The following is a 14,079-nucleotide window of genomic DNA, read 5'->3' on the forward strand; positions in this document are numbered from 1 at the left end:
AAGTAAAAAATTATTATGGTATAAATGATCGATTAAGTATATTATTTTGGTATAAGAACGTTAAAAACCTCGTATTTATTAATGCCACTTGAGTATTCATATGAAATTACAGCAGCTGCGTTACATCGTTGAAGTATTAAATAATAATCTAAATGTTTCTGCCACGGCAGATAGTTTGTTTACCTCTCAGCCAGGTATCTCTAAACAAGTGAGAATGCTTGAAGATGAGCTAGGTATTCAAATATTCGGTCGTAGTGGCAAGCATCTAACTCATGTCACAGAAGCTGGTCAAGATGTCATTGATATTGCAACGAAAATCTTATCAAAAGTTGAAGCTATTAAAGCGGTTGCCCGTGAGCATACTCAGCCTGATGAAGGTAAATTACGTATTGCTACCACCCATACTCAAGCTCGTTATGCCTTACCCGATGTTATTAAGGGGTTTATTAAAAGGTATAGTAAAGTTTCATTACATATGTCTCAAGGCACACCCGCACAAATAAGTGACGCAGCCGCTAAAGGTGATGCTGATTTCGCTATCGCTACAGAGTCGCTACACTTGTACAATGATTTGGTCATGTTACCTTGCTACCATTGGAATCGAAGTATCATTGTTCGACCTGATCATGCTTTAGCCAAAAAACAAAATATCACCATAGCGGATATTGCGCAATATTCACTGGTGACTTATGTTTTTGGTTTTACTGGACGTTCTGAGCTCGATGCCGCTTTTGATGCCGCAGGTGAAAAACCGAAAATTGCTTTCACCGCGACAGATGCCGACGTAATTAAAACCTATGTACGTTTAGGCGTCGGTGTTGGCGTGATTGCTTCCATGGCAATTGACCAACGTATTGATAGCGACCTTGTTGTTATTGATGCCAGTCACCTATTTAAAGCGAGTACCACTAAAATTGGTTTTAGACGAGGTAGCTTCTTACGTGCGTACATGTACGACTTTATTGAGCGATTTGCTCCTCATTTAACAAAAGATATTGTTACCCGTGCTATGTTATTGAAAAATAATCATGAGGTTGATGAGTTTTTAAAAGATATAAAATTACCCACTCGCTAAAAATGATTTATCACTAGAGCAATAATTCCTTATTGCTCTAGTGATTCGTATTTTGAAAGCTAACTAGCCATATAAACTAAGAAACTTCGCCTGTAAATCATCTTTATTTTCGATATTTTTAGCATCTGGTTTTACACAATCGATGGGGCAGACACTTACGCAAGTCGGCTTTTCATAGTGGCCTACACATTCAGTACATTTATCTACATCTATTTCATAAATTTCAGCGCCAAGGGAGATCGCATCGTTCGGGCATTCAGGATCGCACATATCACAATTGATACATGAGTCTAAAATTTTTAATGCCATATTGCTAATCCCATCCAGTTAATGCGAGGCTATTTATAGCCAGAATAGTCGCCATTGTTATGTTCAAACCTTTATTTTAGCTACTAAGCTTGTTGGTTTTGTACAAAAGGATGGCGCGTAGTGCCACCTTCATCTAAATAGCGCATGATAATACTAAAAGATAGTTCTAGCTCTGTATCAAGCTCAATGGCTACTTTATGGCCAGAGCCTTTTGCATCAGTAATACTTTCACCGTTTTTGCTATTAATCATCCTATGTAGGGTAAATGTTTGATTGCCATTAGGGGTCATCAACTCAAGCCTGTCTCCTGTTAGGAATTTATTTTTCACATCAATTTCAACAAGGCCTGTTTGTTCATTTCGTCCGAGCACTTCACCAACAAATTGCTGAGTATCACTTTTTGAATAGCCGTAATCATAGTTTTGTGTATCACCATGGCGGTGACGTTGTAAAAACCCTTCGGTATAGCCACGGTGTGCCAGGTGTTCTAGCTCGGTATTAAGACTTGGATTAAATGTTTTTTCTGCTACGGCATCATTGATCGCTTTGCCATATACTTGCGCCGTTCTTGCGCAGTAATAATAAGACTTCGTTCGGCCTTCAATTTTCAATGAGTGTACACCAATCTTTACCAAGCGCTCAACGTGTTCGACCGCACGTAAATCTTTAGAGTTCATGATGTAGGTACCATGTTCATCTTCAAATGCTGGCATATATTCACCAGGGCGACCTTGCTCTTGTAGTAAAATGACATCATCAATAGGCTTTTGTGGGGCAGTGATAATATCTTGCTCTGGCAGATAAATATCAACAGATTTAGGTTTGACAGCAATAATGTCACCCGTTTCAGTCTCTTTTGCTTCATGAGTGTCATACTTCCAGCGACAAGAGTTAGTACAAGTTCCTTGGTTGGGATCGCGTTTATTAATATAGCCGGAAAGTAAGCAGCGACCAGAATACGCCATGCACAAAGCGCCATGGACAAAAACTTCTAATTCCATATCAGGGCAATGAAAGCGAATATCTTCAATTTCATCAAGGGATAACTCTCTTGATAGTATCACTCGTTCTATACCTTGTTGTTGCCAAAACTTAACCGTGGCCCAATTGACTGCATTTGCTTGTACTGATAAGTGAATCGACATGTCTGGGAAGTTTTCTCTAACCAGCATAATAAGACCAGGATCTGACATGATTAATGCGTCTGGCTGCATGGCAATAATAGGAGTAATGTCTTTAAGAAAAGTTTTTAGCTTGCCGTTATGTGGAGTAATATTATTTACTAGGTAGAATTTTTTACCGAGTTGATGGGCTTCATTAATACCTATTTGAATATTCTCTAAAGTAAACTCATTATTCCTGACTCGTAAGGAGTAACGTGGTTGACCGGCATAAACGGCATCAGCACCGTAGGCAAAAGCATAGCGCATGTTTTTTAAGCTACCAGCGGGAGAAAGCAGTTCAGGTTTTATCATAGGGTACTCAAATAGTATTAAATAATAACGATGCAATAAAAATAGGCGGCAAATTATACTCAATAGAGATTACCGCTACCATTTGCAATTAAGCTAAGCATGATCTGGATCAATGTTAACCTTGCTTTAAGCAGAGTCGTGGGGGTAACTCGCTTTTTTGTGCTAACAACTGCCCTTGCTATTCACTTGAAAATCATTAAGAAAAAATATTACTTTTAGAAAAATGTGCTACTTTTAATGTTAAGCACAATAAAAATAAAGGTGGATTTATGGCAACTGAAAATGCCCTGTATACGATTTTGACTGAGAAGATAAAACAAGACACCCTTGTACTGCCTACATTACCTGAGATAGCGTTAAAAGTGAGAAGCGCTGCCGATGACCCTGAGATTAACTTAAATGATATGAGCGATATTATTGCTCAGGATCCAGCTCTATCTTTAGGTATGCTTAAAGTGGCTAATAACGCGGTTTTAGGACGTAGCGTTAAAGTTGAAACGGTTCCACAAGCAGTGACTCGTATAGGTTTAAGGCAAATTAAAAGTATTGCCACGGCAATGGCAATTGAGCAGGTCTTTGTATCACATAACGATGTGGTAACTATGTATATGAACAAAGCTTGGTTAAAAACTATCGATATTGCTTCGGTGGCAGTAAGCCTTATGGCTATGTATTTAAAGGAGCACAAACATACTTCGCTCTCCTTAGATACGATAACCTTGGCGGCACTAATTCATAATATCGGTGTTTTACCAATTTTAACTGAGGCTGAAAATCACCCCGATGTTTTTGCTAACCCGACTTTTTTACAACAAGCTATTATTAAGTTATCAGGACGAGTAGGGGGGGCAATCACGCGCAGTTGGGGATTTTCTGAAGAGTTTACCTTATTAGCAGAAAGTTGGAGTGACTTAACTATTTTGCCTACCGAGGTGCACTATTTAGATTTCATACGTGCCGGAGCTATTTATCACAATGTCTTTAAAAATGAGTCAACTAAACAGGCGCTTTTAACTAGTTATACCAAGAAAGGAATCTTACCTGAAGTAAATTATATGGACAGTGTTGAATTTAAAGAAAAATGTGATGCAGTTAGGGCAATGTTTATCTAGCTAACGTATATTGGCTATAAATATTAACATCATCGTGTTTAAGAAAGAGGGCGATATATTATCGCCTTCTTATTTTGTCAAAAAAGTTTAAATAAACTAGGTTAATCTTTTTCTAAAGGATCTGTCGTTTTCATAGAAAACTCAGCTAACAGCTCGCTAATAAATCTATTCAATTCACCAGCCATCAAAGCAAAATCAGCATCAAGTTTAGCAACAATGTCATCACTATCAATATCGTCATTTTGTTCTTGGATAACATCAAAGAACTTAAGGCGCTTAATCGCTAAGTCTTCACATAAAATAAATGACAGAGACTCATCCCATTCAAGAGCTATCTTAACAACATATTTATCTGCATCTAAATGGGTTTGAATCTCTTCGCTAATTAAGTCTTGATTCTTAACTCTAACAACAGCGCCATCATCACCTAAGGCGTTAAATTCTGCTTCCATTCCTAGAGTGAACTTACCACCTAGGCTTTTTTTATTTAGCCAATCAGTCATGGTTTCATCGACACAAATATCAGGGTCAAAGCTAGTAACAGGAAGAGTGCCAAGTACTTTGCGTAATAATGCTAATAAGTCTTCTGCTTTACCACGAGAACTGGAATTGATAACGATAATATTATTTACTGGGCTAATATAGGCATGGGTGTCGGTTATACGAGAAAATGCACGCGGTAGTAATTCAAAAGTTATATCTTCTTTGAATTGTTCGCGCTCTTTTTTAGTGGCTCCACGGCCTTGCTCTTGCTCAAGTAGATTAACTTTCTTCTCGACCATGTCTTTAATAACGGAAGCAGGAAGCATTTTTTCTTCTTTGCGAGCGCAAATTAAAAAATTACCGTTGGAGCTATGAACACTAGTATCGCCATGCTTGCCTAAAGCATTAATCCAACCAAAGTGTGCTACTTCAGTCGAGCCCAATGGAGTAAAAAGATGTTCCGATAAGTGTTTTTCTAAGTCTTCCTCTGACCATTCAAATGGACGAGTAAAGGCAAAAAAGTATAAGTTTTTAAACCACATAAGTAATTCCTAGGCTGATAAGGGAGTATTTTGGCGATTATCATACCTGAATTATGCTCTTTAGACAGCAAGCTTTTAACTATACCTCATATCTGGAAAACTCATGTGATAGCTTAAGCCTTCACTCTCTTTTGAATATGCCTCGATAGAGCCATTAAGAGTGTCTTCTATAAGGTTCTTGATAATATGAGTGCCTAAACCAGTTCCACCTTTGCTTGCTTTTGTGGTGTAAAAAGGATCAAATAACTTCTCAAGCTGCTCCTCATTAACTCCGACACCATTATCACGATAAAGTATCACTAGCCTTTGCTGATCTAGAGCAATATCAATGGTCATTTCGCCTTGGTTTATATTTGTGAAAGCATGAGCAATGGAATTGATGATTAAATTTATAATAATTTGCGCGATAGCTCCGGGATGAGTATAAATTTCAATATGTGGATCGCAATTGATTTTTACACTATGGTCAGTTTTCTTTAATTTCGGGTGAATTGAACGAATAATTTCATCAAGATATTTAGCGACATTGATTAACCTTACTTTGTCATTGGTTTGATCGACAGCTACCTGCTTAAAGCTGGCGATTAGTTCCGCAGCTCTTTGTAAATTACTTAATAAAAGCTCAACACTGTGCTGAGCATTATCAATAAAACTGTCGATAGTGCGCTTAGACAGTTGTGGTGCATTGATGTCTTGCTGAAATTTATGGATGATATCTGAGAGATAGCTGGTCGAGGTAATACTTATACCAATAGGGGTATTAATTTCATGAGAAATTTCGGCACTCAGTGCGCCAAGTGACGACATCTTTTCGGCTTCCAATAGTCTATCTTGAGCTTTACTCAATTCAATTATCGAGCTTTTTAAATCTTTATTGGTGGTGATCAACGTACTTTCGGTTTTACGGCGGCGATTATTTTCTGCTTCTAACTGATGTTGCTGAGCCAACATGTCTTTTTGTTGTACTTCCATTCGTAATAAGGTACTGCTTAACGTGGAGGTTTTTCTAGCAACCTCTTGTTCAAGTAATAAGTTTTGTTCATCTAATTTATCGTTGGCTAAGTTTGTTTCTCGTTGTGATAAGGCAAGTTTGTCTTTGAATTCAATTAACTCATCTATAAGGTTGTTATAAGCATCTTCGAGCACATTAAGCTCATTTCTTTCATTATTCATATTATGAAATTTAGATGCTTCAGGATCATGTAGATCGAGTTGCTTCATTTGGTCAGTGAGTTCTTGTAAAGGCTCGGTTAATAGCTTGGCAAAAGCCAATGAGAATAGGAAAATTAGAAAGGCGGTTTTTACAATGGCGTTACCGATGAGAAAGTATATTCCTACCTCAATCCGAGCAAATATAACATCATTGCTCGATAACAAAGTAACGGTGCCAACGGTTGTCGTTCTACCTGAAAACTCAAATATTAATGGGAAAGAATGTCCAAATAACCCTTCACTGAGTGAACTTATACTTTGATGATCGTTATACATTTCTTCCGAGGCTTGAGAAGGAAGGGTAAGTACTTCGCCAAGTTGGGTAATAACATTGTTAGCTTCATCAGTTACTGTAATTCCCTTGATCATAGGAATGGCTATTAAGCCTTCTGATATATCAACAGCTTGTTGAGTATTAAGCTCCCAAACTGCCCGGGTTAAACTGCCACTAATGGTTTTTTGTAATGTCAGTAGCTCACTATTAATATGACTTTTGGTGTTAAAATATTCAGCAATAATTTGAATGCCAGTAACACTAAAGGTCAAAATAAAATAAACAGAGAGTACTTTAGATAGCAGCTTTCTAGATATGCTGGTTATTTTCATATCAGTTATCTTTTAGGTGATTTTGGGCGCTTATTGTTAATTCTAGTAAATCCATTTTAAAAGTGCGCGAAATTAAAATAGATAGTCTAAAATTATGTTAATTAATTCAATTGAAACATTATTTTATCTAAATAGATACTAAGACATATATCGGTATTATTTATCAATATAATTTTATGGCCGTAACAAAAGCGTAATAAAGATCTTGTAGAGTGTTCAACTATAAATTAGTCAACTTACTTACAGTTTATTATTTAGGGATGTTTATGAAACATATTATCGTTTTACCGAAAGTTAAATATTTCATTACAACAAACTGAAGATAAAATCGCCAAATTATAATAATTGAACAATCATTAATTACTCAAGGTTTAACAAAATGAAATTTACGAAAAAAGCACTACTAATCGCAATGTTTTATACTGCCACAGTACCTGCCATGGCTGCATCTGTAGATGTTTATGGTAGAGCAGATATTTCAGTTCAGTTATCAGATGAAGGCGACGGTCAATTTACTGAAATTAAAAGCAACGCTTCACGAATTGGTTTTAAAGGCACTCATGAATTAAGTCAAGACCTAGAAGTTGTCTATAAAGCTGAATTTGAAGTAGATATGGACGGTGATAGCAGTGATGTCTTCAAAGGGCGTAACCAATATATCGGTTTACGTGGCTTGTTTGGCGAAGTTCTACTTGGTAAAAATGATACCATGTTAAAACAGTCTCAAGGTAAAGTAGATATCTTTAGTGATCACAATGGTGATATCAAACACCTCTGGGTAGGTGAAAACCGTTTAAGTAATACACTAAGTTATAAATCGCCTAAATTTAACGGCTTACAGCTAGGCCTGACTTATATGGCTGAAGACGAGTTAGACGGAGATGACGCTTACTCTATGGCCGTTTTTTACGGTGATAAGAATTTAAAAAAATCAAAGTTTTATGCTGCAGTTGCCTTTGATTCTGATGTAGCAGGAAAATCAAAGGATGGCGCAGTTTCAGGCCACTTTGATACAATGCGCGCTACCGTGTCGAGTAAAGTTGCCGGTATTACGTTAGGTTTAATGGTACAAAATCAAGAAGAAATTGAAACAGGCAAAGAAATGAACGGTGTGATGGTTTCAGCTAAGTATTCTTTGGATAACATTACCTTTAAAGGACAATTTCAAGGTGCTGACCATAAAGATGGCGACAACCGAAATGGTATAACTGCAGGTATTGATTACAAACTTGCGAAAAGCACTAAGCTTTATGTTTTTTATACGAGTTTTGATTTAGATACGGGCAATGATGAAGATTATTTGGCTGCGGGTATTCAGTACAAGTTCTAAATTTCAATAGCATTATTAATGCTTAGTTAAATAGTTATCAATGAAAAGTCGCATCAGCGACTTTTTTCTTGCTTACGTTTAAAGTCTAGTGAATACCAATCCGTATAAGAAAGTGTTCATTTAGCGAGAGTTTACAAGCTTATTAGGCAAAGTATTGATTGCAGGTAAGGCTTATTCAGGAGAATAGGCTCAGGATAATTGCTCCTGCATTATCTAATAAGGTACTTCCTGTACCGTCTTCATTCTCTATTAAGCTGCATCCATGCAACGTCCTTTTAAAAATCAATAACGCAGTATATAATCCTTTAAAACTCGCCCTTTGGGAACACATGGAACACCATGATAACTTCACAAAATATGCTTGATGTAGAATAACTATAACTACGCATATTTTGATTGTTCTAATGTCGCCCATGTAGCTCTAAGTGATCACTTCTTTATGCAGAATGGTATATATATCAATAATTTTCTATTATTGTCATAAAACTGTCATTTAACTTATGCACAATAACCTATCGAGAGTGATCTTTTGTTAAATTTCATTTACTAACATTAGGCCTATCAGTAAGTCATATTATTAGGATGTATACATGAGTCGGAATATTTTAGTCGTTGAGGATGAGACCCCTATCAGGGAAATGATTAGTTTTGTATTAGATCAAAATGGTTTTAATGCGATTGAAGCGTGTGATATCGAGCAAGCCTTGACAAAAATTCGTGAACCCTACCCAGATTTAATATTACTCGACTGGATGTTACCTGGTGGCACTGGGGTTTCGTTGGCAAAGAAACTAAAGCAAAATGAATACACCCGTAACATCCCTGTCATTATGCTAACAGCCCGAAGTGATGAAGATGATAAGGTAAAAGGTTTTGAAGCAGGGGTCGATGATTATGTGACTAAACCTTTCTCCCCGAAAGAGCTAATAGCCCGTATTAAGGCGGTTATTCGTCGTGTTTCACCCACGTCTTTGGAAGAGGAAGTGGACTTTCATGGCCTAAAACTCGATCCCGTTTCTCATCGTGTGGCTATCAACGGAAATAGTTTAGCGCTTGGGCCTACCGAATTTCGATTATTGCACTTTTTTATGACTCATCCGGAAAGGGTATATTCCCGTGAACAGTTGCTTGATAATGTCTGGGGTACCAATATTTATGTTGAAGACCGAACGGTTGATGTGCACATAAGACGTTTACGAAAAGCCATTTCAGGTGAAGGTCATGAGGAATTTGTACAAACGGTACGTGGCGCAGGCTACCGATTTTCTGGTAAATTACAGAAGTAAACTTCCGGTCATTATGTTGATATTGCAAAATAATTAGGCACGCATGTATTTTCGTTTATCTTTTAAAAATATAGTTTCTCGTTTATTGGCCATCCTGATTGCCAGCGCTTTCGTTGGATGGTTATTCGATCACGTACTGTTAGTTATGCTGGCAAGCAGTATATTCTTATTAATATGGCATTATCATCACCTATTTAAGTTAATTAAATGGTTATGGCAATCAAAGGCACTGTCTCCTCCGCAAGCAAGTGGTGTTTGGGGATATTTATATGATGGTCTATACCGGCAAATTAAGCAGCAGCGTAATAAACAAAAGCAGTTGAATGAAAAAATTCGCCGTTTTCGTGATGGTGCTGAAGCACTTCCTGATGCGGCATTGATGTTATCAGAAGAGTTAACGGTTGAGTGGGGCAACAAAAAAGCACACAGACTGCTCGGTGTTCGTTGGCCGGATGACTTTGGTCTGCGAATTGATAACTTGCTACGCGCCCCTGAATTTGCTGATTATTTAGCATTAGAAAACTTTGAATCCCCTTGTCTATTAACCTCTCCGGTACAGCCAGCTGTGCAGTTAGAAATACGTATTATGGCGTATGGCAGTGAGCACGTTTTACTCTTGGCGAGAGATATTTCCAATCTTCAGCGTCTAGAGGATATGCGCCGTGACTTTGTTGCCAATGTCTCACATGAATTAAAAACACCTTTAACCGTTGTTCGCGGTTATGTTGAAATGATTCAAGCCTCAAAAGAAGAATTTGATCCACATTGGCAAAAAGCATTTCAAACCATTGAAGGTCAAGTATCTCGCATGGACCGTCTCGTTGAGCAATTACTTAATTTAGCAAAAGTAGAAAATAATACTCATGATGACAAACAATGGGTAGATATGGCCCAATTAATTACTACTTTAGTTGATGAAGTAACTTGGCTTAATCAGGACAAACAGCACAAAATCACGCTAGATATTAGCACCAATGTTTACGTTTTTGGTTGTGAAACTGAGCTTAAAAGTGCTTGTGCTAACCTTTTATCTAATGCTATTGCCTATACTCCGGCAAATGGTTGTATTGATGTTAGTTGGCAGCTACAGGGCGATAAAGCTGTTTTTTCTGTCAAAGATAACGGGGATGGCATTAAACCGGAAGATGTTAATCGTTTAACTGAGCGTTTTTATCGTATTGATAGGTCGAGATCTAGAGATACGGGTGGCTCTGGTCTAGGGCTAGCAATAGTAAAGCACGTTTTGCATCACCATCAAGCTGAATTGGTTATTAATAGCCATTGGGGCCAAGGTAGTGAATTTTCAATTTATTTTGATAAAAGTATCTTATCTGAGCCTACGCGCTAGCTAAGATTGAAGTTCAATATTACTTTATAGTTGTCCGTCATAATCCTGTCATAAAACATCCATATAATTGTCATATTCACTTCGTATAGTGTGCATAACCAAACAGTTCAAGCTCTTATTGGAGACACCATGAGTTTAAAAAAAGTATTAAGTATTATTAGTTTATCAAGTTTAGTTAGTTTTTCTGCACTGGCACTTGATGCAAATCTACCAGAATATAAAAAAGTTAGTGGTATATCTGGCAATGTATCTTCAGTTGGCTCCGATACCTTGGCAAATATGATGACTTTTTGGGCCGAAGATTTTAAGCGCACTTACCCAAATGTAAATATACAAATTCAAGCCGCTGGGTCATCAACTGCTCCACCGGCTTTAACTGAAGCCACTTCCAACCTTGGCCCGATGAGTCGTAAAATGAAAATGCGCGAGATTGAAGCTTTTCAAAAGCGTTATGGCTATAAACCAACTCGAGTTAGGGTTGCTATCGATGCCTTAGCAGTATTTGTACATAAAGATAACCCGATAAAAGGGTTATCTATTGCTCAAGTCGACGCCATATTCTCTAATAATCGTAAGTGTGGTGCTGACAAGGATATTGACCGTTGGGGAGATCTTGGCTTATCAGGCGCTTGGACAGGTAAAGATGTGCAGTTGTATGGCCGAAACTCTGTTTCTGGTACCTATGGCTACTTTAAAAAGAAAGCTTTATGTAAGGGCGACTTTAAAAACAGTGTCAATGAACAACCTGGCTCAGCATCTGTAGTTCAGTCAGTATCCGCTTCACTAAACGGTATAGGTTATTCAGGTATAGGTTACCGTACTTCTGGAGTACGTGCCTTGCCTTTAGCTAAAAAAGGCCATGATTATATTGAAGCTAATATGGAAAATGCTATTTCAGGGAAATATCCTTTATCACGATATTTATATGTTTACGTAAATAAACACCCTAATAAGTCACTGCCGCCTATGGAAGCTGAATTCTTGAAAATGATACTGTCTAAATCGGGTCAAGCCATTGTTGAAAAAGATGGTTATATCCCTTTACCTAGCAAGGTAGTGGCTAAAGAGTATAAGAAGTTAGGACTGCTTTAAAGTTTTATTATTCATTAGGTTTCACTACTCAGCTGAAGTAAATAAAGCGAACTTTAATTGAAGTTCGCTTTATTTTATCCCTTTGTTTTACTGCATTAATCCCCCTCAAATTGATAATTAATTTTCTAAGTCATACAACTAACGCTAAAAGATAGATAATTACTTTGTTTCATTGATATAATATAAACAGCTTTTGTTGCTGCTTATTTTGAAGGAAAGGTATGGAAATTATTTTAGCAAACCCTCGTGGTTTTTGTGCGGGTGTTGATAGAGCAATCAGTATTGTTGAACGCGCTTTAGATTTATTTGGCGCACCTATCTATGTTCGTCATGAAGTAGTACACAACAAGTTTGTTGTTGATGGCTTAAAAAAACGTGGCGCGATTTTTGTTGATGAACTTGATGAAATACCTGACGATAACACCGTGATTTTCAGTGCTCATGGTGTCTCTAAAGCGGTAAGGGATGAAGCTAAAGCTCGAGCATTAAAAATATTTGATGCGACATGCCCCCTAGTAACCAAAGTTCATATGGAAGTATCTCGTGTCAGCCGTAAAGATATCGAATGTATTCTTATCGGCCATGCAGGACACCCCGAAGTAGAAGGCACCATGGGTCAATATAGTAGTGACTCTGCGGGTATTTACTTGGTTGAGTCAGCTGAAGATGTGGCTAACCTAGTGGTTAAAAATCCAGATAAACTCTATTTTTGTAGCCAAACTACCTTATCAGTAGATGACACTATGGATGTTATCACTGCACTTCAAGCAAAGTTCCCACTTATTGAAGGACCGCGTAAAGACGATATTTGTTATGCAACTCAAAATCGTCAAGATGCTGTACGTGAAATAGCTGATAAAGTTGATCTTATGTTGGTTGTTGGTGCAAAAAACAGCTCTAATTCTAATCGCCTGAAAGAATTAGCCAGTAAAATGGGAGTGACTTCTTATTTAATTGATACCGCAGAAAATATTGAAATTGACTGGTTAACCGGAGTAGATAAAGTGGGGGTGACCGCAGGTGCATCGGCTCCTGCAGTACTTATTAAACAAGTTGTTGAGACTTTAAAAAACTATGGTGGTCATGAGGTTATTGAACACCCAGGTAAAGAAGAAAGCATAGTATTTGCAGTCCCAGCTGAATTGCGCTAGTCTAAGTTAACTATAATTTTACTTATAGCGCTCAATACATTTGATTAAATTAACTATTTAGAATGTGTTTTTAAAGTACAGTTTTCAGTCGTTAGCGTAGAAGATAATATTTTTTACAATAACTATTGTGGGTAGTAGTTGTACTATGGGTTTTTATTAAGTGTATTTAATGAAAAACACTTAATAAAAACTAACTAATGCTACCCATGGATAAGTCATCATTTTAAACTAAGTTCGTTTTATTCTTTTCCAATGAATACCTAATTCCCTTAAGTGATGTGATCAGTGCTAGGAATTATCAAAGGAATGTAGCAGGGATAGGTTATGCGGTTGCTTAAATCTTTTATTTATAACGTCTGTTTATCGACCCTAGAATTAAAATTCTTTTATATGATATTCATATCATATACCAATATTTTGCGAATACTTGCATTTACGTATCTTTTTCAGTACCTTACCTTTTATTTTTTTCTCTTTGTTATAACAAAAAAACGCTAGATAAGCGCTTTATTAATGACTTAATTAGTAACAATTATTGTATGTCTAGGAGAATATCAGATGACTCATATCAGTAACAATATGGCTAGTATTAGAAAAATTCAGCGGCAAAATGGCATGACCTTTATTGAAGTAATTATTGCTATGGTTATTTTGGTTGTCGGTATCTTAGGTGCTGTAGCTATGCAAGCTTCTGCTAAAAAAGGAAGCTTCGATGCAATGCAGCGCTCTATTGCTTCAGCCTTGGCTCAAGACATTTTAGAGCGAATGAGAAGTAATAATGCTGGCGCTTTAAATGTATATAACGGTCTAACCTTCGGGCAGGTAATTCCTGAAAATGCTCCGAATCCAAGATGTGACTCTGCGGCTGCTTTATGTAATCCTGGACAAATGGCAACCGCTGATTTGTATGAGTGGGAAATTAATTTGTTAGGAGCTGACGTTACTAACGATGGAGAAAATACCGGGGGCTTGGTTGGCGCATTAGCTTGTATACAACATATAAATAATGCCGTTGTAGTTGTCATTAGCTGGGAAGGGCGCGAGGCAATATCAGATGG

General features: G+C 37.3%; 12 protein-coding genes. 8 read left to right on the plus strand and 4 right to left on the minus strand.

All coding sequences use genetic code 11. From position 1 onward, the window contains the following. Positions 1-100: 100 nt before the first annotated feature. Positions 101-1,075 carry an HTH-type transcriptional regulator CysB gene (cysB, locus tag HRT50_RS08655; protein ID WP_291613452.1) on the plus strand — a complete coding sequence of 325 codons (975 nt, stop codon included), beginning with the start codon at positions 101-103 and terminating at the stop codon, positions 1,073-1,075. Between the two features lie 63 nt (positions 1,076-1,138). Here cysB and HRT50_RS08660 read toward each other — a convergent pair whose 3' ends face one another. Together HRT50_RS08660 and yegQ are read right to left on the minus strand one after the other, a co-directional pair. Then, positions 1,139-1,384 carry a YfhL family 4Fe-4S dicluster ferredoxin gene (locus tag HRT50_RS08660; RefSeq protein ID WP_291613454.1) on the minus strand — a complete coding sequence of 82 codons (246 nt, stop codon included), beginning with the start codon at positions 1,382-1,384 and terminating at the stop codon, positions 1,139-1,141. 83 nt (positions 1,385-1,467) lie between these two features. Continuing rightward, on the minus strand, positions 1,468-2,859 hold the full coding sequence (gene yegQ, locus HRT50_RS08665; RefSeq protein ID WP_291613456.1) for a tRNA 5-hydroxyuridine modification protein YegQ: 1,392 nt from the start codon (positions 2,857-2,859) through the stop codon (positions 1,468-1,470). A 269-nt stretch (positions 2,860-3,128) separates the two neighbouring features. On the opposite strand from yegQ, the gene HRT50_RS08670 reads away from it, so the two are divergent. Further along, positions 3,129-3,971, plus strand: a complete 843-nt coding sequence (locus HRT50_RS08670; RefSeq protein ID WP_291613458.1) for an HDOD domain-containing protein — start codon at positions 3,129-3,131, stop codon at positions 3,969-3,971. Between the two features lie 101 nt (positions 3,972-4,072). On the opposite strand, the gene rdgC is transcribed toward HRT50_RS08670, so the two are convergent. Continuing rightward, on the minus strand, positions 4,073-4,996 hold the full coding sequence (gene rdgC, locus HRT50_RS08675) for a recombination-associated protein RdgC (RefSeq protein ID WP_291613459.1): 924 nt from the start codon (positions 4,994-4,996) through the stop codon (positions 4,073-4,075). A 75-nt stretch (positions 4,997-5,071) separates the two neighbouring features. Continuing rightward, on the minus strand, positions 5,072-6,814 hold the full coding sequence (locus HRT50_RS08680) for a sensor histidine kinase (RefSeq protein ID WP_291613461.1): 1,743 nt from the start codon (positions 6,812-6,814) through the stop codon (positions 5,072-5,074). Positions 6,815-7,193: 379 nt separating this feature from the next. Here HRT50_RS08680 and HRT50_RS08685 point away from each other — a divergent pair, with 379 nt between their 5' ends. The 6 genes from HRT50_RS08685 to pilV all read left to right on the plus strand — a co-directional run. Next, positions 7,194-8,144, plus strand: coding sequence for a porin (locus tag HRT50_RS08685; RefSeq protein ID WP_291613463.1), 951 nt, complete (start codon positions 7,194-7,196; stop codon positions 8,142-8,144). 590 nt (positions 8,145-8,734) lie between these two features. After that, a complete protein-coding gene (gene phoB, locus HRT50_RS08690; RefSeq protein ID WP_291613465.1) occupies positions 8,735-9,430 on the plus strand; it encodes a phosphate regulon transcriptional regulator PhoB in 696 nt (231 codons plus the stop codon). A 43-nt stretch (positions 9,431-9,473) separates the two neighbouring features. Continuing rightward, entirely contained in the window at positions 9,474-10,778 is a 1,305-nt protein-coding gene (phoR, locus tag HRT50_RS08695; RefSeq protein WP_291613467.1) for a phosphate regulon sensor histidine kinase PhoR, read from the plus strand. Positions 10,779-10,907: 129 nt separating this feature from the next. Further along, positions 10,908-11,870: a PstS family phosphate ABC transporter substrate-binding protein gene (locus tag HRT50_RS08700; protein WP_291613469.1), complete on the plus strand. Its 963-nt coding sequence runs from the start codon at positions 10,908-10,910 to the stop codon at positions 11,868-11,870. Between the two features lie 221 nt (positions 11,871-12,091). Continuing rightward, complete coding sequence (ispH, locus tag HRT50_RS08705; protein WP_291613471.1) at positions 12,092-13,021, plus strand: 4-hydroxy-3-methylbut-2-enyl diphosphate reductase; 930 nt, start codon at positions 12,092-12,094, stop codon at positions 13,019-13,021. A gap of 558 nt (positions 13,022-13,579) precedes the next feature. Then, positions 13,580-14,079 (plus strand): type IV pilus modification protein PilV (gene pilV, locus HRT50_RS08710; protein WP_291613473.1); only part of this gene is annotated, 500 nt, incomplete at its 3' end.

Source organism: Colwellia sp., assembly GCF_013215345.1.
Lineage (GTDB): Bacteria > Pseudomonadota > Gammaproteobacteria > Enterobacterales > Alteromonadaceae > Colwellia.

What these genes read in the sequence shown, in the direction of transcription:
- ispH (WP_291613471.1), top strand. Translation starts at nt 12,092, where the DNA reads ATGGAAATTATTTTAGCAAACCCTCGTGGTTTTTGTGCGGGTGTTGAT.
- cysB (WP_291613452.1), top strand. Translation starts at nt 101, where the DNA reads ATGAAATTACAGCAGCTGCGTTACATCGTTGAAGTATTAAATAATAAT.
- HRT50_RS08670 (WP_291613458.1), top strand. Translation starts at nt 3,129, where the DNA reads ATGGCAACTGAAAATGCCCTGTATACGATTTTGACTGAGAAGATAAAA.
- HRT50_RS08700 (WP_291613469.1), top strand. Translation starts at nt 10,908, where the DNA reads ATGAGTTTAAAAAAAGTATTAAGTATTATTAGTTTATCAAGTTTAGTT.
- phoR (WP_291613467.1), top strand. Translation starts at nt 9,474, where the DNA reads ATGTATTTTCGTTTATCTTTTAAAAATATAGTTTCTCGTTTATTGGCC.
- HRT50_RS08680 (WP_291613461.1), bottom strand. Translation starts at nt 6,814, where the DNA reads ATGAAAATAACCAGCATATCTAGAAAGCTGCTATCTAAAGTACTCTCT.
- yegQ (WP_291613456.1), bottom strand. Translation starts at nt 2,859, where the DNA reads ATGATAAAACCTGAACTGCTTTCTCCCGCTGGTAGCTTAAAAAACATG.
- rdgC (WP_291613459.1), bottom strand. Translation starts at nt 4,996, where the DNA reads ATGTGGTTTAAAAACTTATACTTTTTTGCCTTTACTCGTCCATTTGAA.
- HRT50_RS08685 (WP_291613463.1), top strand. Translation starts at nt 7,194, where the DNA reads ATGAAATTTACGAAAAAAGCACTACTAATCGCAATGTTTTATACTGCC.
- phoB (WP_291613465.1), top strand. Translation starts at nt 8,735, where the DNA reads ATGAGTCGGAATATTTTAGTCGTTGAGGATGAGACCCCTATCAGGGAA.
- HRT50_RS08660 (WP_291613454.1), bottom strand. Translation starts at nt 1,384, where the DNA reads ATGGCATTAAAAATTTTAGACTCATGTATCAATTGTGATATGTGCGAT.